Source organism: Paenibacillus hunanensis (genome assembly GCF_014645615.1).
Classification (GTDB): domain Bacteria; phylum Bacillota; class Bacilli; order Paenibacillales; family Paenibacillaceae; genus Saccharibacillus; species Saccharibacillus hunanensis.
Map to the genome: position 1 here is coordinate 350,532 of NZ_BMMB01000008.1, position 20,938 is coordinate 371,469.

Annotated in this window: 15 protein-coding genes and 2 tRNA genes; 13 read left to right on the forward strand and 4 right to left on the reverse strand. The window is 46.5% G+C overall.

What is annotated here, in order from left to right; genetic code table 11:
• Window positions 1–3: 3 nt before the first annotated feature.
• Window positions 4–1,446: an STM4012 family radical SAM protein gene (locus IEX62_RS18750; protein ID WP_188777086.1), complete on the forward strand. Its 1,443-nt coding sequence runs from the start codon at window positions 4–6 to the stop codon at window positions 1,444–1,446.
• Complete coding sequence (locus IEX62_RS18755; protein WP_229685922.1) at window positions 1,443–2,351, forward strand: STM4011 family radical SAM protein; 909 nt, start codon at window positions 1,443–1,445, stop codon at window positions 2,349–2,351. Before IEX62_RS18750 ends, IEX62_RS18755 begins: the two co-directional genes overlap by 4 nt.
• Before the next feature lie 311 nt (window positions 2,352–2,662).
• Here the strand turns inward: IEX62_RS18755 and IEX62_RS18760 are convergent, their stop codons facing one another.
• Window positions 2,663–4,537, reverse strand: coding sequence for a FapA family protein (locus IEX62_RS18760; protein WP_188777088.1), 1,875 nt, complete (start codon window positions 4,535–4,537; stop codon window positions 2,663–2,665).
• Between the two features lie 458 nt (window positions 4,538–4,995).
• Between IEX62_RS18760 and IEX62_RS18765 the strand changes: the two genes are divergently transcribed.
• A tRNA-Arg gene (locus IEX62_RS18765) sits at window positions 4,996–5,069 on the forward strand.
• A gap of 100 nt (window positions 5,070–5,169) precedes the next feature.
• Here the strand turns inward: IEX62_RS18765 and IEX62_RS18770 are convergent.
• Window positions 5,170–5,517 carry an aegerolysin family protein gene (locus IEX62_RS18770; protein ID WP_188777090.1) on the reverse strand — a complete coding sequence of 116 codons (348 nt, stop codon included), beginning with the start codon at window positions 5,515–5,517 and terminating at the stop codon, window positions 5,170–5,172.
• Window positions 5,518–5,900: 383 nt separating this feature from the next.
• Here IEX62_RS18770 and psiE point away from each other — a divergent pair, with 383 nt between their 5' ends.
• Both psiE and IEX62_RS18780 read left to right on the forward strand, forming a co-directional pair.
• Window positions 5,901–6,314: a phosphate-starvation-inducible protein PsiE gene (gene psiE / locus IEX62_RS18775; RefSeq protein WP_188777092.1), complete on the forward strand. Its 414-nt coding sequence runs from the start codon at window positions 5,901–5,903 to the stop codon at window positions 6,312–6,314.
• Window positions 6,315–6,383: 69 nt separating this feature from the next.
• Window positions 6,384–6,827: a hypothetical protein gene (locus IEX62_RS18780; RefSeq protein ID WP_188777094.1), complete on the forward strand. Its 444-nt coding sequence runs from the start codon at window positions 6,384–6,386 to the stop codon at window positions 6,825–6,827.
• 312 nt (window positions 6,828–7,139) lie between these two features.
• On the opposite strand, the gene IEX62_RS18785 is transcribed toward IEX62_RS18780, so the two are convergent.
• A complete protein-coding gene (locus IEX62_RS18785; protein WP_188777096.1) occupies window positions 7,140–8,081 on the reverse strand; it encodes an AraC family transcriptional regulator in 942 nt (313 codons plus the stop codon).
• A 152-nt stretch (window positions 8,082–8,233) separates the two neighbouring features.
• On the opposite strand from IEX62_RS18785, the gene IEX62_RS18790 reads away from it, so the two are divergent.
• On the forward strand, window positions 8,234–9,535 hold the full coding sequence (locus IEX62_RS18790; RefSeq protein ID WP_188777098.1) for a Gfo/Idh/MocA family protein: 1,302 nt from the start codon (window positions 8,234–8,236) through the stop codon (window positions 9,533–9,535).
• A 647-nt stretch (window positions 9,536–10,182) separates the two neighbouring features.
• Window positions 10,183–11,196: a DNA-3-methyladenine glycosylase family protein gene (locus IEX62_RS18795; protein ID WP_308422659.1), complete on the forward strand. Its 1,014-nt coding sequence runs from the start codon at window positions 10,183–10,185 to the stop codon at window positions 11,194–11,196.
• Window positions 11,197–11,467: 271 nt separating this feature from the next.
• On the opposite strand, the gene IEX62_RS18800 is transcribed toward IEX62_RS18795, so the two are convergent.
• Window positions 11,468–11,541 (reverse strand) — tRNA-Arg (locus IEX62_RS18800).
• Window positions 11,542–12,037: 496 nt separating this feature from the next.
• Here IEX62_RS18800 and IEX62_RS18805 point away from each other — a divergent pair.
• The 6 genes from IEX62_RS18805 to lon all read left to right on the forward strand — a co-directional run bounded on the left by IEX62_RS18805 (window position 12,038) and on the right by lon (window position 20,937).
• On the forward strand, window positions 12,038–13,030 hold the full coding sequence (locus IEX62_RS18805) for a hypothetical protein (protein ID WP_229685924.1): 993 nt from the start codon (window positions 12,038–12,040) through the stop codon (window positions 13,028–13,030).
• Between the two features lie 280 nt (window positions 13,031–13,310).
• Window positions 13,311–14,624, forward strand: a complete 1,314-nt coding sequence (gene tig / locus IEX62_RS18810; RefSeq protein ID WP_188777101.1) for a trigger factor — start codon at window positions 13,311–13,313, stop codon at window positions 14,622–14,624.
• A gap of 270 nt (window positions 14,625–14,894) precedes the next feature.
• Window positions 14,895–15,485, forward strand: coding sequence for an ATP-dependent Clp endopeptidase proteolytic subunit ClpP (gene clpP / locus IEX62_RS18815; protein ID WP_188777103.1), 591 nt, complete (start codon window positions 14,895–14,897; stop codon window positions 15,483–15,485).
• Window positions 15,486–15,499: 14 nt separating this feature from the next.
• Window positions 15,500–16,756 carry an ATP-dependent protease ATP-binding subunit ClpX gene (clpX, locus tag IEX62_RS18820; protein WP_188777104.1) on the forward strand — a complete coding sequence of 419 codons (1,257 nt, stop codon included), beginning with the start codon at window positions 15,500–15,502 and terminating at the stop codon, window positions 16,754–16,756.
• Between the two features lie 175 nt (window positions 16,757–16,931).
• Window positions 16,932–18,053, forward strand: a complete 1,122-nt coding sequence (gene ispG / locus IEX62_RS18825) for a flavodoxin-dependent (E)-4-hydroxy-3-methylbut-2-enyl-diphosphate synthase (protein WP_188777106.1) — start codon at window positions 16,932–16,934, stop codon at window positions 18,051–18,053.
• A 547-nt stretch (window positions 18,054–18,600) separates the two neighbouring features.
• Window positions 18,601–20,937, forward strand: coding sequence for an endopeptidase La (lon, locus tag IEX62_RS18830; protein ID WP_188777108.1), 2,337 nt, complete (start codon window positions 18,601–18,603; stop codon window positions 20,935–20,937).
• Window position 20,938: the final 1 nt, after the last annotated feature.

Genomic DNA, 20,938 nt, shown 5'->3' on the forward strand with positions numbered 1-20,938 from the left:
CTCATGATGCAAAAGCAGGCACATTTGCCGCTACACGCGCTACCATCAGAAGAATGGACACCCGAGCTGCGGACATGGGAGCAGGAGCTAACGGCAGCGCCGTATCGCTCTTATCTCTATTCGTATCCGCACAAGACTGCGTATCGTGAGCTGAATCCTCCACTTCCATTAGAATCATTATGGGCGCAGGAGCAGCTGGAAAGCTATTTTCTCTATATGCATATTCCGTTTTGTGCGGCGCGCTGTGGATTTTGTAATTTGTTTACGTTACCGGATAAAAGATTGGATGTACATAAAGAATACGTAGACGCACTGGAGCGTCAGGCAGAGCAGTGGGCACCATTGATGCAGGATACGCCATTTTCGAGATTTGCCATCGGCGGTGGTACACCAACACTGCTGGCACCGGATCAATTGGAGCGCTTATTCACGATTGCGGAGCGCGTGATGGGTGCGAAGCTGGATCAGACCTCGATCTCAGTAGAGACGTCACCGGATACCGTAACACGTGATCGATTGGACATTTTAAAAGCATATGGTGTGGATCGAGTGAGTATGGGCATTCAGAGCTTTATCGAGGCGGAGAGCAAGGCAATCTATCGTCCGCAAAATCCCGATCTGGCGCGGCAAGCGCTGGAGCTGCTCAAGCAGTATGATTTCCCTCTGCTTAATGTCGATCTGATCTACGGATTACCCGGGCAAACGGTCGATTCATGGCTGTATTCCTTGCAGGAGGCACTAGCATACGATCCAGGTGAAATTTTCATTTATCCACTGTATGTACGTGAAAATACGATCCTCAAGCCTGGTCAAACCGGCCTGGAGCATGATATTCGTATGGAGCTATACGAAGCAGCTCGCGATCGATTAGTAGAAGCAGGCTATACGCAATATTCGATGCGTCGTTTTGCCAAGCCATTCCATTCGGACAAATCACTTCTACCGTATAGCTGTCAGGAGGAAGGGATGGTCGGACTCGGCTGTGGAGCACGCTCATATACACGGAATGTGCATTATGCCTCACGCTATGGCGTCAGCGCAGCAGCTACACGTAGTATCATCGCTGATTACGTGAGTGCCGAGCGTCATGATCTAGCGGATTATGGATTTGTATTAAATGAGCAGGAAAGTCGTCGTCGATTCGTGCTCAAGGCACTGCTGCACCGAGAAGGGCTGGAACAGTCAGCTTATGTCGAGCGATTCGGCACGCATCCGCTAGCTGATCTGCCACAGCTCAAGCAGCTGATCTGGACAGGTCTGGCTACACTTGTACCTGGTGATAAAGAGGGAGAAACTTCTATTTCTGAACCAAGCCGTCCTGATGAAACTGGGGTTAACGATGTACTTCGCCTGACAGCTCGCGGATTCGCATTATCCGATAGCATCGGGGATTGGCTGATCTCGCCAGAGGTGTATACGCTGATGGAAGGATATCAGGGCGTATGAACATAAATATGCCAGCAAAGGTATCGCTATACTATCGAGGCAGTCTGTCCTCGTGTAACTATGCCTGTCCGTATTGTCCATTTAGCAAAACAGTAGATAGCCGCGAAACGCTGGAGCGAGATCGGCAGCAGCTGGATCGCTTTACGGGCTGGGTGCGTGAGCAAGCGGATAAGCCCTATCGCCTGTCGATTTTCTTCAATCCGTATGGAGAAGCGCTTGTGCATGGCTGGTATCGACGTGCGATGGTGGAGCTGTCTCATTTGCCACATGTGGATAAGGTCGCAGTGCAGACCAATTTATCGGTCAAGCTGGATTGGACGGCAGAGCTGAACCGAGACAAGGTTGCTTTCTGGGCGACGTATCATCCGGGGCAGACGAGTGAAGCGCAGTTTGTCAGCCAGTGTATGACATTGTATGGACGAGGAATTGCTTTTAGTGCGGGTACGGTTGGCTTGCGAGAATCGTTTGCGGCGATTCATTCGTTACGGCATCAGCTACCGGAGGATGTGTATGTCTGGATTAATGCGTTTAAAGATCGACCAGCGTATTATACCCCGGACGAGGTGGAGGAGCTGGAGACGATTGATCCGTATTTTCGATATAATCTTACCGATTATGCAAGTCTCGGACAATCCTGTCTGGCAGGGGAGTCGGTCTTTTATGTGCAGGGTAATGGGATGGTCAAGCGCTGTTATCAGGATAAACGAGTGATCGGTAATATTTATCGACACCAGCTTGAAGACATTGCTGCCGAGCGTCCCTGTGGCATGAAGCAGTGCGGGTGCTATATCGGCTATATTCATATGCCCGACCAGCCATTTGCCCACCAGTATGGTGATCGATTGCTGGAGCGTATTCCGCTGCAATATCAAGCACATGAGCAGGGGAGTTTTCTCGGGGTATAGACGTGTAGCAAGTCGATGGATGAATGAGAATGTATCCATCGACAAGGAGAGGTAATGCTGTGTAATGGAGCTCAGGTTTACTTTGTAGCCTCGTTAACTTTCCTGATCAAAATTATAATCAATACGCTCAATCAACCAGCATGAGCAACAAGCTAAAACAAAAGCCTGTATGTCAGCGACAACCGCTACCATACAGGCTTTTATTATCATGCTGACCAGCCGAAACGCCGGGTAATATAAACATCTACTATATACGTATACTCAGTTAATGGTTTTCATTTCATCCTACAGTCGCCCTCTGATAACAAGGATCAAGCTCGACCACTTACGGATGGATGTAATGCCTGTCGGCTCTTCATAAATTCAGCGTCGAATAGCTGATCCTTCATCGTCTCAAACACATGATGGCGATGGTCGCCGATAATAATGTATCCATTATATAGCTTACGTACATACACATGCTGCTTCGCTTCCAGTACACAGCGAGCATTAGCATCGCTACCTACCATACCCGCTACAATGCGATCTTCGGCTTGCAAGCGCGAGCCACGGCATACGGAGTTCTCCAGCAGGAAGGCGATACTGCCTGCGGAGTACAGATCACTTTGAACAACACCTTCGCGTGTGATCATAATATCACCGTTTGACTTGATCTCGCTGGATTGACAGCGGGCAAGCTCGACATGAACCTCAACCTCCTGCATGCTGCATACGCTGGCATACAGTCCTTCCAGTAAGGTGCGAGCCGCGGACAGCTTTTCTTCATCCAGCCGCTCTAAGATTGTAGTCGAATTCAGAAAGTGATGCAGTAGCTCCTTCAATTGCTCCGATTCCCGACTCTCCACATGCTGGATGCTGGCGAACACCTGTAGTAATTCACGAGCCAGCTCAGGCACATTACGGAATTTACGCTCAATTAGCAGCATAATCATCTGACTGTAACGAACCGTTTGCTGCCGGGCAGCCACTTCCTCGGCAAGCTTATACGCGGCCATATCCAGTTGACGAATCTCATGGCTCAGCTGCTTGGAGGCTGCATACATCCGGTTGAACATCACGCCAAAATAACCAGAATAGATTTTACCACTGATGATCGTACCGTCGATCGAGATGCTTCCAGTCGCGGTAATCGTAGCATTGTACACATTACCGTGCACATATACATTACCAAGCGATTCGATAATCATATGCTCCTGCACATCACCATTCACAATCACATCACCAGCGAAGACGATATTGCCTGTACGCAGATCCACATTGCCATCCACGATAAATGCATTGGAAATGTCAATCTGACGCCGATTCCCTTTACCCGTCATCCGCGGTCGACCAGGACGAAGCGCCACAATCTGACCGAGTGGATTCATCTCTGTAAATTCACCAGCTGTCACCTCTAAATCCTGTGCTACACGAGGTAACAGTTCATTACCGAATACATCAAAGCCCGGGATGCCTTCCACAGGCTCATGCTTTGTAGCAATAACTTCTCCTTCATGAACAGAAGGAATACGGCGATGGCTCCGATAATCGACCACGCCGCCAGCTTCATGAAATATCGTCTCAATCTGTTCCGGGAAAAATAGCTCCAAGCGTGCATCCGTACCCGGCACCGATGCCTGACCACGCGCAATCACGATCGGCTGATGCGTAGGAGATTCCAGCTCATTCAGAATCGCAGCCTTATCAATATTTTTGTAAATACCACGGTGTTCTAGCGCATTGATCACATGCTTGAATTGCACTGTATCCACTACACGATCGCGATTGGGCACAGCGCGTACAGTCACCGCAGAGGATGCCGGAGCATCAACCAGATTCCATTCAAACCGCTCGCGTGTGTGTAAGTTCAAATAGGCTTCCATCTGATCTGGGGATACACTGATTTCGAACATCGGTGTATGCTCAAGCTCCCACGAAACCGTATCCTCTTCACTCACATTAGCCTTACCGGAAATAATATTCTGGTTTACGATCAGTGAGACGGGAGGTAGGGCGTGAATAGAAGCCATTCTACCTCCCGATTTAGGAGAGAATACATGAATCTTGTTGTCCTTTATTTTGATCCAGCCATCTTTGCCATCCACGAATGATTGCTCATTCGGTTGTCGTCGTTGGCTATCGATGTCATTGACGTCAGCGTTTTGAATCATGCGTCCCAATTCCTCGTCGGAGATGGGCCTAGACATTGCGTATCCCTCCAATTGGTATCATTTTTTGATAAATTTGTTAAAACGAGCATAGGATTTTCTATATTTTACTGTAGGTTGTAGTAAAGTGAAATGGTTCGGCTTGCCTGAATCGCTTCGACTTTTTGTAGTGGGTACGCTTACAATGATGTAGGCCAAAACCAATCAAGCGGACTATGTAAATTAGTTAAATGGATATAGGAATAATATAATACACATTTTCCCATTTTAAACTTATATTTGGATAGAAAACACTAATTTTTTTAGGAAGCTTAGTAAAATAGTTTTATGTGCTCTGTTATCGTAACCGTTTACAAGGTGGATGTCCAGATATTTCTAGGTCTTTTAGCCTGATTCGTAAAATAAAATCCTATTTGAAAAATGAATGAGTTGATGTATAATATCTTTTGTTGTTCTAAGGTTGTTTTTACATATGTATCGCACGTCTTCATAAATATGTCCCAGTAGCTCAGCAGGATAGAGCAACGGCCTTCTAAGCCGTCGGTCGGGGGTTCGAATCCCTCCTGGGACGTCAAAGCAAAACACCTTCATAGGATATGAAGGTGTTTTTTGTGTGTGCTGTGCCTTGAGGCTATAGGATCTTATGGATGAAGGAAGCTCTAACTGTCCAATTAGCTGTTGGAAATCAGATATGTGACATTGCATACATTACCACTGCCGCCGATTACCTGAATATTATAGGCAGGGGAGCTACTTTGCGCGGAGAATCCGTCCGAGCCAACAAATGGATTATCAAAGTACAGGCTGACTTCGCCCTGTGGGAGCTTGTAATAGATTGTTCCTTCTGCACCCGTTGCAAAGCCATCTGAATCTGCTTGGAATGTAGCAGGTTTGGCATTGTTCGGAACATTCGTTGGGGAAACTACCCACTCTCCATGAGCAAGGTTTGTTTTGCTCTCCAGTACCATTTCACTATCCGTTACATTAATGACAGAAATATGAACTTCACGTTGGGACATTGACCAATCACTCCTTGATTTATATTTTCGTACACGCTCAGTTTAATCCAGATAGAATAATAAGTATATATAAGAAAATAAAGCTATAAATTACAATATATAACATTCTAGTTAGGTAAATAGTCACCCCAAGATCATAGCCATAATTAGGTACAAAGCAACCATAAACGAATAAATGGAAGTTTTTCATGCCACTACTATCTTCTATTAAATAGTGCTCGCAGATCATACAGTATAACAATAATGTACTTGCCTATTTCTTGCGGTCGAAAATAGCATTCCATTGCAGCATTTTTTAGTAAAATGTATACTTTAGTCACTTCAATTATTTCCATATCTAATCGTTCTATATCTAAATGCTATCAAAAGGAGAAGCCGACGATATGAATCCGTGGATGCGTTATGTGCACAAAATTCCAACCTTCCTGCAAGCAATTCTCAATGTGACGCTCGCTCTAGTTGCACTGACACTATGCTTTTTTCTCCTTAAAGAAACATGGCACATTTTCAGCTTCATCTTTCTGGAGGAGTCGGATGTAACGGCTTATGAGCTGGCTGCGCGCTTGCTCGTATTTTTTCTGTATTTTGAGTTTATTGCCCTCATTATTAAATATTTTAAAAGTGGATTTCATTTTCCTTTACGTTATTTTATCTACATTGGTATTACCGCGATTATTCGGCTTATTATTGTCGACTATGATAATGCGACGAATACGGTTATGTGGTCGCTGTCGATTTTGATTTTGCTGGGTGCTTTATTTCTGGCGAATTCGCGTCCAACGCGAGATCATGATTAAGGGTAAAAAAAGATCGAACGAGCATGAAGGGAATTTTATTCATTTATTTACGAAGACGGAGGCAGCACAATGACACAATCTAACATTAAAATTTCACAGCGTAGCGCAATGCTAATTGAACGTTTGCGCGGTGAAGGTATTACAAATGAACAGCTCCTGCAAGCGATACAGGAACGCAGTACCGAACCACTGGCAGGCTCAGAAACAGCTGCCGGGATGAATCTGGATGAATGGATTGACTATGCTGCTGAGCATGGAGAGCAGCTTGCCGATGCGATACGAGCGGGATACCGTATGACATTTACTACGGTGCCAGGAGCAGGCAACTGGCTGCGCTTTGCACTGGGATTAGAGGAAGGGCAGCATTATACGGTACCGGAGGAAGGTCGGATGGATGACTTGCAGCTGGACGAAATGCAATTCCAGCGCATTGCGGATGCGATGGCAATGAACTGGGTGCTGGTACGTCAGCCAAATGGCAGTGCTTCCTTGATGTTGAAGTCTCTGCAATAATCGACGAGTGTGATTGAGAATGATCTGTCACTGGCGATTAGGATGTATAGTGCATGGAATCTATAGTGCATGGAATCGCAGAAGCTCATAAGAGCATAACGACATGAAGGATCATAGAGAACATCATAAAAAATCATACAGAACATCGGTGATTCCAAATTAGCGATACAAACGAAAAGCGGCTGGGCTTCGGCACCAGTCGCTTTTATTGTTATATGCTGTATGATCGCGTTATCTACCCATGAATCATCATAAATCATAGTAAAGCTTGCTCATCGTAGAGCGTATTCATCGTACAGCACCAGTGCCCCTTTATTTACGTTCTTTTGCAGACTGCCGATATTCACGCGGACTCACATGACAGAGCTGCTTGAATATTTTTCCAAAATGAGAAAAGTTACCGAAGCCAGTAGCTGCTGCCACATCAATAATTTTCATATCGGTATCTCGTAATAGCTGCTGAGCAGCCTGCACCCGTACCATGTTCACATACTCGGTCAAATGAAACCCAGTCGTGCGCTTGAATGTACGACTGAGATACGCCGAACTAAGATGCACATGGGCTGCCAGCTTGGGCAGGGATAGATCGGTATGATAATGCTCCTTAATATAACGAGCCGCTTCAGTAATCTGCTCCTGTGCGGCGTGCTGCAACGTAGAGGCTGGAGTCGCCGTACGACCTGGCAAACGTGCGCAGTGAAGCAGCAATGTAACGGCAAGCTGCTCTACCATTAGCATATAGCCCTCAGGTTGTAGGGTAAGCTCACGAACAAGCTGCTGAATGATGCTGGAGATGATCGAATCCTTGCTATCTTTACTGCTAGTATGTAATACCGGATAGGTCTGGCTGAACAAGGCGAGTAGCCAGTCGCGATGCTGACCGAATTGCCGCTCCGCAAACCCATCACCAAAATAAAGCACAATTCGTTCATGCTCGGGTAGCTTGCCAGGTAAGGTACGATGCAGCTCATGCTTGCCGATAAACACAATATCACCGGCATGCATTTCATATACCCGATCTCGTACAAAGTAGCTGCGTTCTCCAGACAACAATATATACAGCTCATAATGAGGATGCAGATGATCGCTCGGCATTGTAAAATAATCGCTGCGCGATGTATGCTCAGCGATCAATCTATCCGGCATCCGTTGATCCGTTAGATTGCTTGACGTATGCGTAGTCTCCATAGCCGCTATACGTATGTCCGTACTAGAGGAGGATACAGAATCAATAACAGAACGATCAGATGACATCGCAGCAGCTCCTTTTCTGTAAGCGTTATCTTTTATTCAGTATATCATGACAAAATAAGCGGGGTTAACAAAAGAAAGCAAGAATAGCGGCGAATGATCCCGCTTTTTTTATTATGCTGAAAAAGAATAAGACGAAGCGGAGGGAGCAGCATATGGAACGCAAACGGTATGTGTTGGTAGGTACAGGTGGACGTGCAGAATTTTTTTATGGAGCGATGGTACGAGATTTTGGAGCAACGGCAGAGCTGGTCGCCTTTTGCGATCTGAATGAAACGCGTGCGCGGTATGCGAATCGTTTGATTGAGGAGAAGTATGGCGGTACAGCTGTTGATCTGTATAAGGCGTCCGACTTTGAGCAGATGATTAAGGACAAGCAACCAGATACAGTGATCGTGACCAGTGTGGATCGTACGCATCATCATTATATTATTCGCGCGCTGGAGCTTGGCTGTGACGTGATTACCGAAAAGCCGATGACCGTGGATGAAGAGAAATGTCAGCAGATTCTGGATGCTGTGGAGCGTACGGGGCAGAAGGTACGTGTGACCTTTAATTATCGCTATGCGCCTCATCATACAAAGGCACGGGAACTGATTCGTGACGGTGCGATTGGTAAGGTGACGTCCGTACATTTTGAATGGCTGCTCAATACGGAGCATGGTGCAGACTACTTCCGTCGCTGGCATCGGGATAAGCGTAATAGCGGCGGACTGCTCGTACACAAATCAACCCACCATTTTGATCTGGTTAATTTTTGGATCGATTCGCAGCCGGATACGGTATTTGCGTTTGGCGATCTGCTCTTTTATGGACGAGAAAATGCAGAGCAGCGTGGACAGACCGACTTTTACAATCGCGCAACTGGAAATGCGAATGCACAGCATGATCCGTTTGCCCTGCATCTGGATCGCAATCCGAATCTAAAAGCGATGTATCTCGATGCCGAACATGAGGATGGTTACCAGCGCGATCAAAGTGTATTTGGCGACGGAATTAGCATTGAGGATACGATGAGTGTCGTAGTGCGCTACAAAAATAAAGCGATGCTCACCTATTCGCTCAATGCCTATATGCCGTGGGAAGGATATCGGATTGCTTTTAACGGCACAACTGGACGGATTGAAATGGAGATTGTGGAGAAGTCTTATGTGAATGCGGGTGGCGAAAAGGCAGATGAAGGCGCGCTTGAGGGGAAACGGATTACCGTCTATCCGATGTTCGGCAAGCCGTATGAAGTGCAGGTGGAGGAACGTGAAGGCGGTCATGGCGGTGGTGATCCGGTGCTGCTGAATGATCTGTTCGGAGAGCCAGAAGAAGACCCTTTTCATCGTGCAGCCGATCATACGGATGGAGCACGTTCGATTTTAACAGGGATTGCTGCCAATCAGTCGATTCGTACAGGATTGCCAGTGAAGGTGGATCAGCTGGTGCATTTTTATAATAAAGGTAAGTGACAGGATGGAAGGACGTAAGTGAGATATTAAAAGCCAGTCATTAAATGAGGCATTAAAGAATTGGATGATCAAGGAATTGCACAGAGGCAACGGACTGAACTATAGGAATAGAACTTTGAAAATGATGTGAGGATGAATGTCTGCTGAATGAAGCTGACAATCGGGTATATAGGAAGAACAGGAGCATGGCTGTATAGGATAGGTTGGAAACGATCATCTAATGTCGATGCGCTGGGCGATGCATATAAATGTTGAAATACGTATCGGCATAAATACACACTTTAATTAGCATCGGCAGACATCGATGAAGCACGATCAGGATGGAGCACGAATAGAAATATAGCATAAAAAAATGCAAAAACAGGGTGAATAATAATGTACAGTGCGATCACTTGCCTGATTATAAAACACCCTGTACTACGCCATTATTCAGTGACCTGACCTGCTCGTCATCCAACACCTACAGCGATTGTTCCCTAGTCCGATCACATAGGAGGCACTCATCCATGACCGAGCATCATTCGCGATCACAAGCAGATCCTATTTCCAGTAGCTCAAACGAACAGGAGCAGTCTACGCTCCATCCACATAGCATCACATCATCAGCAAACGTCTCTTCCAATTCAGATCTAGTGGAGAATGGGAAAGTGACATCGAAAGCTGAGCATCTAGAAAGCGTACAAGAATCGGAAACTCCCTATTATGCTGGCTTATCTTTAAACGAAATCCAGCAATTTCAACAGCAAGGCAAGTGGCAGGATGAAGGGGATCGACTGCTACTTCCTGTACCTGCCGAATTCAGCTTTGCGATGAATGTGGACTTTTTACGAAGCTCACCTAATGAATGCCTATTTGTCGTACACAAGCAGGAAATATACAAGGCGCTAGCAGTCGGTCATTCCCGTCCACTATTGCGTATTACACAGAAGGAGCCTAGTAAGATCGAGGTGGAATTTCTCGGCGATAGTGCACCAGAGAATGATCTAGAGCGTGTCGCAGTAGCGGCTTATGTGAGTGACTGGTTTGATCTGGGGATTGATCTATTGCCCTTTTACAAGCTAGCCAGCAGTGATGCCTTGCTTGGACATGCGGTAGAGTCCTTTTATGGCTTACGCAATATGGGCATACCGGATTTGTTTGAAACCTTATGCTGGGGCATATTGGGTCAGCAGATTAACCTAGGTTATGCGCATACGCTCAAATGCCGATTGACCGAAGCATTTGGCGAGTACGTCGATTATGAAGGAGAGCGCTATTGGATATTTCCAACAGCCGAACGCATTGCAGCCCTGACGATGTCGGATCTGGAATTGATGCATATGACCGTAAAAAAATGCGAATACATCCTCGACGCCGCCCGATTAGTTGCCAGTGGCGAGCTGAGCAAAGAAAAGCTGCTTGCCGCAGGTGGCTACAAAGAAGCCGAAAAGATGCTTACCCGTATTCGCGGCATCGGCCCATGGACAGCTAACTATGTACTCATGCGCTGCTTACGCATCCCGACAGCATTTCCCATCGACGACGTAGGTCTGCACAATGTAATCCGCCACCTGACCGGCTCAACAGCCAAGCCTACTCGAGAAGAATTATTAAAGCTTGCCGCAGGCTGGAGCAACTGGGAGTCGTACGCAACCTTCTATTTATGGCGTGTGCTGTACTGATGATAGGGTGTAATCGGCACCATCTTTCAAGTCTGGTATTGGAAAATAGTAACTAAAAACGAGGACATTTCTTGTGCCCGACCAGCCACATGTATCTAAATTTATCTATATGTGTAAGATCAAAGCATATGCCCTACAAGCTCAAGTAAATAAGGTAGTCGAAGAAGAATTACGAAGATACGAAATAATAACAGCTAAGCAGTATAAAAATAGAAGAGGCAGGAAAAAGAAAAAAAGCATCTCCACCAAGTGGAAATGCTTTTTTGTGTGACGTCCCAGGAGGGATTCGAACCCCCGACCGACGGCTTAGAAGGCCGTTGCTCTATCCTGCTGAGCTACTGGGACAAATTATAATTACCATTTCGAGCGCAACAAAAATATCTTAGCATGTACACAAAAAGAAAGCAAGCTCTTTTTGCCCAAATCAGCTTTTGCCATTCTTAAACATCTACCATGATGCCAAACAACATAGTAGTGATAACGCCAAAATGACGTAAGTGGCACGACCGATTCAGGTAGAGTGCGACGGATTAAAAAGAGGTTATCTCACATAGATGATGGCTTTGAAATTGTTGAAGTGCTTGTATACGCTACAACATGTATAAACTTATATACCTATACTACGCATACGAAGCTACAATTTTTAATCTTCAATAGCTATTACTTGGCTGTGTATTCTATCGATTCTGATTTGAAAATGACCATCTTCATCCATCACCTCTATGCATCCATCCAGCTTCACGTTTCAACGCTAATGCGCGTGTTAATTAAAAGGTAAATAAAACCATACCGCACGAACATTCCCCAATGGCTGTCAGCAACGAACAGCTGTGCTATAATCATGAAGTCACGCGCAAGAAGTGATGAATTAGGAGGTGCCGTTATCGCTGATTCAACCCATTCACATACAGGGCAGAACCGCAATGTTGTGCTGTTTCCCAAGACGCTCGACTTTTATCAGATTGAGCTCACGCGTATGCTAGAGACCGAACGCTATCATGAAGCGATCGAATTGCTTGAATTTTTACTGCAATGTCAGGGGCAGGATGAGCGCCAGCTGGAAGAGTGGCAATCATTGCTCGGCTGGCTGCGAACGACGTTTCCAGAAGCAGCGTACAATGACCGCGAGGCTACCGAGCTAGGCGACGAGGTAGAGCTGGACGAACCGACTCATACGCAGGAGCATATGATGCGTGATAAGGTGCGCTTGAAGCAAGCCGAGGATCGTGACTATGAAGAGAAGCTACTACGTACTGCGATGGAGCGCCCCGTATCGGAGCGTACATTGCTTGCATTAGAGCAGCTTGCGTATTTGGAGCAGCCTGAGATCGATGAGCAGATCATCGAATGGCTCCAAACGGACACACAGCTTCATCCGCTGATTCAGTTCCGCATTTTACAGACGCTACGTCGACGCGGATATCGTGGAAATGTACATTATATGCACCAGCAGGAGCGTATCGATGTAGAAGTAGAAACGGTTCCGCTTGACCCGACTGAATTTCCGATTCCATTTATTCAGATTCTGGAGCGTGTGGCAGATAAGGCAGAGGTGACTGCGCCGAATCTATTCTACTTTGCCCAGGAGCTGTGGTCGCAATTCATCATGAGCATCTATGGTACGCAAAATTATCTCTGGATCTCCCGCGGTGATGATGCGGAGATCGATATCTGGGCAGCAGCGCTGCACCAGACTGTTGCCATGACGCTGGAGGGCACAGCAGATGAAGAAGAGATACGCGGATTGTACGGTGTGACCGACAGTATTCGTTTTCGCTATGAGCAGGCGCATCGCGCATTGCAGCAGTTCGTTTCCGGGCAGATGCCATGCTAATCCTGCCCAGTAGCATTGCGGCGATCACAGAAGCTGTGTTTACCTTTTATTAAGGCAAGAGGGTTACCATAATGCGGAATAAAGCAACGAACGACAGTCGCTTGTTTGCTTCATTCCGAGCTGGATCCCGTAGCTATTTTCGTTGTACGTAGCAGATAAAGAAACGAACTTGATAAAAAGCGAATAGTTGTATATACTATAGTGGTTATTCTGCACGTGAAAACGATACAACTTCATCGAAATCATTCATGTTAATATTTTTTGGAGGGGAATTCTCGAAATGACAGCAAAATGGGAAAAAACAGAAAAGAACCTTGGCGTTCTTGAAGTAGAAGTAGCTGCAGAGCGTGTAAGCGCAGCGCTTGATAAAGCATTCAACAAAGTAGCAAAAACATTGAACGTACCAGGCTTCCGTAAAGGTAAAGTACCTCGTTCGATCTTCGAAGCACGCTTCGGTATCGAAAGCCTGTACAATGATGCAATCGACATCCTGCTGCCGGAAGCATACTCCGAAGCAATCGATGAGACTGACATCTTCCCGGTTGATCGTCCTGAGATCGAAATCGAGCAATTCGAAAAAGGTCAACCATTCAAATTCAAAGCAAAAGTAACTGTAAAACCAGAAGTTAAACTGGGTGAATACAAAGGCGTAGAAGTTCCTGTATCCGCGGTTGAAGTTTCTGAAGAAGACATCAACAGCGAGCTGGAGCGTCTGCAACAGCGTCACGCTGAGCTGTCCGTAATCGAAGAGGGTGCTGCTGAAAACGGCGACACGGTATCGATCGATTTCGAAGGCTTTGTTGATGGCGAAGCATTTGAAGGTGGACAAGCAGAGCGTTACTCCCTGGAGCTGGGCTCTAACTCCTTCATCCCAGGTTTTGAAGATCAAGTAGTTGGCATGGCTACTGGCGACTTCAAAGACGTAACGGTAACATTCCCAGAAACATACCATGCAACTGAACTGGCTGGTAAAGAAGCAGTATTCAAAGTGAAACTGCACGAAATCAAACGCAAAAACCTGCCAGCACTGGACGATGAGTTTGCGAAGGATGTTAGCGAATTCGACACACTGGACGAATTCAAAGCAGACCTGAAACAACAAATCGCTTCCCGTAAAGAAAACGAAGTAAAAGCTGCAAAAGAGGCTGCTGCTGTAGAAAAAGCGGCTGAAAATGCAGAAATCGAAATTCCAGATGCAATGGTGAATTCCGAAACCGAAAACATGGTTCGTGACTTCGACAACCGTCTGCGTCAACAAGGTATGAACCTGGAAATGTACACTAGCTTCTCCGGTCAAACAACAGATGACCTGAAAGAGCAAATGAAAGAAGAAGCTGCAAAACGTGTACGTAACAACCTCGTTCTGGAGCAAATCGCAAAAGAAGAAAACATCGAAGTTTCTGAAGACGAAGTAAGTGCAGAGCTGGAGAAAATGGCTTCCCAATTCCAGCGCAGTGCAGAGGAAGTTCGCAGCATTCTGGCAGCGAACGGTTCCCTTGCAAGCCTGTCCGAAGAAATCAAACTGCGTAAAACAATCGATCTGCTGGTTGATAACAGCAAAGAAGTTGAAGCAGTGGCTGAAAAAGCTGAGTGATTTCAAACTTCATAATCCGGTAGCGTCTTTTGCTACCATTTGGAATAAGGCACGTATTACTTGCGTGCCTTATTTTTACCTATATATGGACATAAAACGTAGCGCATAATCTGTATCTTCATCGCGTTCCTTCATTTGTTCATTAATATTTTCCAAATCTTTACCTTTGAAAAAATGACATGGGACAGTGTACATGTTAAAATAGGAACTGCATCGTATTTTAAAGTACTATCTGTCGTCATATTCCTGGATAAGAAAGAGGTTGGTTGTATGAGTCTGGTACCTATGGTTGTTGAACAAACCAGTAGAGGTGAACGATCTTACGATATTTACTCAAGATTACTCAAGGACCGTATTATTTTCCTGAATACGGCAATCGATGATCATGTAGCCAATCTTGTTATTGCACAATTACTATTTCTCGCTGCCGAAGATCCGGAGAAGGATATTCATTTGTATATCAACTCGCCGGGTGGTTCTGTTACGGCAGGGATGGGTATTTACGATACAATGCAATTTGTGAAGCCAGATGTCTCCACGATTTGCATGGGGATGGCTGCAAGTATGGGCTCGCTCCTGCTCACAGCAGGTGCACCAGGCAAGCGTTTTGCGTTGCCTAACAGCGAAGTTATGATTCACCAGCCGCTTGGCGGCATCAGTGGACAGGCGTCCGACATGAAGATTCATGCAGAATGGATCATCAAGACGCGTCAGAAGCTGAACCAGATTTACGTGGAGCGCACAGGCCAGTCGCTGGACAAAATCGAACGTGATACCGATCGCGACTACTTCCTTGATGCAGAGGATGCAAAAGCATACGGCTTGATCGATCAGGTGATTACCCGTCCGCTCACAAGCTAAAAAGGGGTGTAAACATGTTTAAATTCAACGATGAAAAAGGACAGTTGAAATGTTCCTTTTGCGGCAAATCTCAGGATCAAGTCCGCAAACTGGTAGCAGGTCCTGGTGTATATATATGCGATGAGTGTATTGAACTGTGCACAGAAATCGTAGAGGAGGAGCTCGGTCACGAAGAAGAGCTCGATCTGAAGGATATTCCGAAGCCACAGGAAATTCGCTCCATTCTTGACCAGTACGTTATCGGTCAGGATCAAGCGAAAAAATCCTTGTCCGTAGCGGTATACAACCACTACAAACGTGTGAACACACAAAGCAAGATCGAAGATGTTGAGCTGCAAAAAAGTAACATTATGCTCGTAGGACCGACAGGTTCCGGTAAAACGCTGCTTGCACAAACAATGGCTCGCATTTTGAATGTTCCGTTTGCAATTGCAGATGCAACTTCCCTGACGGAAGCCGGCTATGTCGGTGAAGACGTGGAAAACATCCTGCTCAAGCTCATTCAAGCTGCTGACTATGATGTGGAAAAAGCAGAACGTGGCATTATTTATATTGATGAAATTGATAAGGTTGCACGCAAATCCGAGAATCCGTCCATTACACGTGACGTATCTGGTGAAGGCGTACAGCAAGCCCTGCTGAAAATTCTGGAAGGTACAGTTGCTTCTGTTCCGCCACAAGGTGGACGTAAGCACCCGCATCAAGAATTTATTCAGATCGATACAACGAACATTCTGTTCATCGTTGGTGGTGCGTTTGACGGACTGGAGCAGTACATCAAACGTCGTATCGGTAAAAAAGTTATCGGCTTTAGCTCCGATAATCAGGGTCAAAAAGACCTGAAACCAGGTGAGTACCTGAGCATGGTACTGCCAGAAGATTTGCTGAAATTCGGTCTGATTCCGGAGTTCGTAGGTCGTCTGCCAGTGATCTCCGCTCTGGAGCCACTGGATGAAGAGACGCTGGTACGTATCCTGTCCGAACCGAAAAATGCGCTGACCAAGCAGTATTCCAAAATGCTGGAAATGGACAACGTAGAGCTCGTATTCGAACCAGGTGCGCTGCAAGCGATCGCTCGCGAAGCAATCAAGCGTAACACAGGTGCGCGTGGTCTGCGTGCGATCATCGAAGGCATTATGCTGGACGTGATGTACGAAGTGCCATCCCGTGACGATGTGACTCGCTGTGTGATCACAGAGCAGGTTGTGGAGAGCAAGGTTGTACCTGAGCTCCAGACCGGCAAAGATAAAAAACAAGAAGAAAGCGCCTAAGCGTATACGGCATCGTGGGATACAGTGTTCATAACGGTATGAACGGACTCACGATGCCGCCGCTTTGTGCGGCTCTTCTGTATGTATAGATGTATACAACATTGCGCCGGCCTTTTTCCTTTTGCAGGATAAAGGCTGGTTTGCAATTAAGCCCACATGCAAGGGAGAAGAAACCATGTTTTTGAGAGAAAACACGAGACCTGTCAAAGTTGGCGACCTGACAATTGGTGGCAACAATGAAGTTATCATCCAAAGTATGTGTACGACCAAAACGGCAGATGTCGAGGCAACTGTAGCCGAAATTTTGCGTTTGGAAGAAGCAGGCTGTCAGGTTGTCCGCGTAACGGTCAACAATGAAGAAGCTGCTGCTGCAATCAAGGAAATCAAGAAGCGCATTCATATTCCACTCGTAGCGGATATTCACTTCAACTACAAGCTGGCATTGATGGCGATCGAAAACGGTATCGATAAAGTTCGGATTAACCCGGGTAATATCGGTAAACGTGAAAAGGTCGAAGCGGTTGTGCGTGCATGTAAAGAGAAAAATATTCCGATTCGTATCGGTGTGAATGCAGGTTCGCTCGAAAACCATTTGCTGGAGAAATACGGCTATCCAACACCAGAAGCAATGGTTGAAAGTGCGCTGTATCATATCGGTATTCTGGAAGAGCTGGACTTCCACGATATTATCGTATCGTTGAAAGCATCTGATGTACCGATGGCGATTGCTGCCTACAGCAAAGCAGCCGAAGTAATCAAGTACCCACTGCATCTTGGTATTACCGAAGCAGGAACACTGCATTCCGGTACAATCAAGAGTGCTGCGGGTATCGGTGCATTGCTGTCGATGGGAATTGGTTCAACCGTACGTATCTCGCTGAGTGCGGATCCGGTTGAGGAAGTGAAGGTAGCGCGTGAGCTGCTGAAAACATTTGGTCTGATCTCTAACGCAGCTACACTCGTCTCCTGCCCAACCTGCGGACGTTTGGATATCGATCTGTTTTCGATTGCGAACGAGGTAGAGGAGTATATCTCCAAGCTGAAGGTACCTATTAAAGTATCGGTACTTGGCTGTGCGGTTAACGGCCCAGGCGAAGCCAAAGAAGCAGACATCGGTATCGCCGGTGCACGTGGTGAAGGCTTGCTATTCCGTTACGGTAAAATGATCCGTAAAGTACCGGAGGCTGACATGGTACAGGAGCTGAAAAAGGAAATCGACGCGATCGTTGAAGCCTTCGAAGCAACTGGCAAAATCCCGGGTCGCGAAGAACGCCATCAGCCCGCTGTCCAATCCTGATTAAAAGATCAAAATTGGACTACTTAAATTGGTTGTATCAAGTGTTAGCGATCTCCTAACACGAGGTGCAATAAAAAGTGATTTTTGCGAAGCAAACTTCGCAACAGATTTTTATCCTATATATAATCAAAGGATACTGATGAATACTCGTTCATCAGTATCCTTTTTATATGGATAAGTTTAAACAAACAAGTGGATCAAAACGATGACGCAATAGCTAGATACAGAAGCATAGCAGGATAGCCCAAAAATAGAATCTCAATCCATACTGCTTTTTCCTCAATGATTGGTGTTTCGATGGGATATTTGATAAACTAGGGCTTATACGCAAACTCATAAAATGGTCTGAGTTGATTTTCGTTATTTCTCAGGTCGGTTGGGGAGGATATTGCGATCGGTGTGCGCATATTCGTATGCGGCGAGTAGCCCGGAACGGGGCTTGTTCCTTTAGTTCTTATCAGAGTGCTTAAAGCTTTATCGCATCTAATCGCATACACGCTAACTATATACGCAGTACGATACGCACATTACAGGAGGTAAGAAAGCGATGGGACCACATAAAAATAAGGCGCGTCGTTTTCCTTTGCTGCCTTTAAGAGGACTGCTCGTCTATCCAAGCATGGTGCTTCATCTGGATGTCGGGCGAGATAAATCCGTAAAGGCTCTAGAAAAGGCGATGGTGGATGATAATCTGATTCTGCTCTGCTCTCAGTCTGAAGTGAATATTGAGGAACCGAGTGAGGATGAGATTTTCAGAATCGGTACGATAGCTAAAGTCAGACAGATGCTCAAGCTGCCTAACGGTACGATTCGAGTGCTGGTTGAAGGCTTGGAGCGTGCTGAGATTCTGGAATATACAGAGAATGATGAATTTTACGAGGTTCAGGCGCGTGAGCTGTCCGAGGTAGAGACGAACGACCCTGAGGTCTTTGCCCTGATGCGCACCGTATTGAATGAGTTTGAGCATTATATCAATCTGTCGAAAAAGGTAACGCCAGAGACGATGGCTGCTGTGTCTGATATCGAGGAGCCTGGACGCCTTGCGGATGTGATCACAAGTCATCTGGTGATCAAGATCAAGGATAAGCAGCATATTTTAGAAGCGATTGAGGTACGTACTCGACTGGAACGTCTGCTGGACATTTTGCATAGTGAGCGCGAAGTGCTGGAGCTGGAACGCAAAATTAGCCAGCGCGTGAAAAAGCAAATGGAAAAGACGCAGCGTGAGTATTATCTGCGTGAGCAGATGAAAGCGATCCAGAAGGAGCTTGGAGAGAAGGAAGGACGTGCTGGCGAAGCGGAGGAGCTGCGTGCGCAACTAGCTGAGCTGACCGTACCGGAGAAGGTGCTGGAGAAGATCGAGAAAGAAATCGATCGTCTGGAAAAAACGCCTGCCAATTCTGCGGAGGGCGGGATTATTCGCAACTATCTGGATTGGCTGCTTAGTCTGCCATGGGATCAGCGCACAACGGATGATCTGGATTTGAAGCATGCAGAGGATATTTTGAATGCGGATCATTATGGTCTGGATAAGCCCAAGGAACGCGTGCTTGAATATCTGGCAGTACAAAAACTGGTTAAGAAGCTTAAAGGCCCTATTCTCTGTCTTGTCGGCCCTCCGGGTGTTGGTAAAACGTCGCTGGCACGCTCGATTGCCAAGTCGCTTGGGCGTGAGTTTGTACGCATTTCGCTTGGTGGTGTACGAGATGAGGCAGAGATTCGTGGTCACCGTCGTACGTATGTAGGTGCGATGCCAGGTCGTATCATTCAAGGTATGCGTAATGCCGGCAGTATGAATCCGGTGTTCCTTCTGGATGAGATCGATAAAATGGCATCTGACTTCCGTGGTGATCCATCTGCGGCATTGCTTGAAGTGCTTGATCCAGAGCAAAACAATACATTTAGCGATCATTTTGTCGAAGTTCCGTTCGATCTCTCTAATGTGATGTTTGTAACGACAGCGAATAGTGTACAGAGCATTCCAAGACCGCTGCTCGATCGGATGGAAATGCTGTACATTCCGGGCTATACAGAGCTGGAGAAGCTACAGATTGGTAAGCAATATTTGCTGCCAAAGCAGACAGAAGAGCATGGCTTGACTGAGGAACAGCTTGAAGTAGGCGAAGATACACTGCTCAAGGTAATCCGTGAATATACACGCGAATCCGGTGTGCGTAATCTGGAGCAACAGATCGCAGCGCTCTGCCGTAAGGCTGCCCGTGCAATCGTTGGAGAAGAGAAGGACAAAGTCGTGATTACTCCAGACGATGTGAAGGACTTCCTCGGCACGCCAAAATTCCGTTATGGTCTGATCGAAAAGGAAAATCAGATCGGTAGTGTAACCGGGCTGGCATGGACAGAGGTTGGCGGTGAGACGCTGACTATTGAAGTGACCGTTGTACCGGGGAGCGGCAAGCTAATGCTGACGGGTAAGCTGGGCGATGTGATGAAGGAGTCCGCACAGGCGGCATTCAGCTACACACGTTCCAAAGCCGCAGAGCTAGGTATTGCAACTGATTTCCATGAGAAAAATGATATTCATATTCACATTCCTGAAGGTGCGATTCCTAAGGATGGGCCATCAGCAGGAATCACGATTGCAACAGCATTGATCTCTGCCTTAACGGGTCGTCACGTATCCAAAGAAGTAGCGATGACAGGTGAGATTACATTGCGCGGACGTGTGCTGCCGATTGGCGGCTTGAAGGAAAAGACGCTCGCAGCGCATCGTGCAGGCTACAAAAAAATTCTGCTACCGCAGGATAACGAACGTGATTTGAAGGATATTCCGGCAAGCATCAAGGATGAACTGACCCTTGTGCCGGTTGCTCATATGGATCAGGTGCTGGAGCACGCGCTGGTTCAGAAAAGCGGACTGCATTAGT

Coding starts and splice junctions, on each gene's coding strand:
- IEX62_RS18750 (WP_188777086.1), top strand. CDS start 4: ATGATGCAAAAGCAGGCACATTTGCCGCTACACGCGCTACCATCAGAA.
- IEX62_RS18755 (WP_229685922.1), top strand. CDS start 1,443: ATGAACATAAATATGCCAGCAAAGGTATCGCTATACTATCGAGGCAGT.
- IEX62_RS18760 (WP_188777088.1), bottom strand. CDS start 4,537: ATGTCTAGGCCCATCTCCGACGAGGAATTGGGACGCATGATTCAAAAC.
- IEX62_RS18770 (WP_188777090.1), bottom strand. CDS start 5,517: ATGTCCCAACGTGAAGTTCATATTTCTGTCATTAATGTAACGGATAGT.
- psiE (WP_188777092.1), top strand. CDS start 5,901: ATGAATCCGTGGATGCGTTATGTGCACAAAATTCCAACCTTCCTGCAA.
- IEX62_RS18780 (WP_188777094.1), top strand. CDS start 6,384: ATGACACAATCTAACATTAAAATTTCACAGCGTAGCGCAATGCTAATT.
- IEX62_RS18785 (WP_188777096.1), bottom strand. CDS start 8,081: ATGTCATCTGATCGTTCTGTTATTGATTCTGTATCCTCCTCTAGTACG.
- IEX62_RS18790 (WP_188777098.1), top strand. CDS start 8,234: ATGGAACGCAAACGGTATGTGTTGGTAGGTACAGGTGGACGTGCAGAA.
- IEX62_RS18805 (WP_229685924.1), top strand. CDS start 12,038: ATGAAGTCACGCGCAAGAAGTGATGAATTAGGAGGTGCCGTTATCGCT.
- tig (WP_188777101.1), top strand. CDS start 13,311: ATGACAGCAAAATGGGAAAAAACAGAAAAGAACCTTGGCGTTCTTGAA.
- clpP (WP_188777103.1), top strand. CDS start 14,895: ATGAGTCTGGTACCTATGGTTGTTGAACAAACCAGTAGAGGTGAACGA.
- clpX (WP_188777104.1), top strand. CDS start 15,500: ATGTTTAAATTCAACGATGAAAAAGGACAGTTGAAATGTTCCTTTTGC.
- ispG (WP_188777106.1), top strand. CDS start 16,932: ATGTTTTTGAGAGAAAACACGAGACCTGTCAAAGTTGGCGACCTGACA.
- lon (WP_188777108.1), top strand. CDS start 18,601: ATGGGACCACATAAAAATAAGGCGCGTCGTTTTCCTTTGCTGCCTTTA.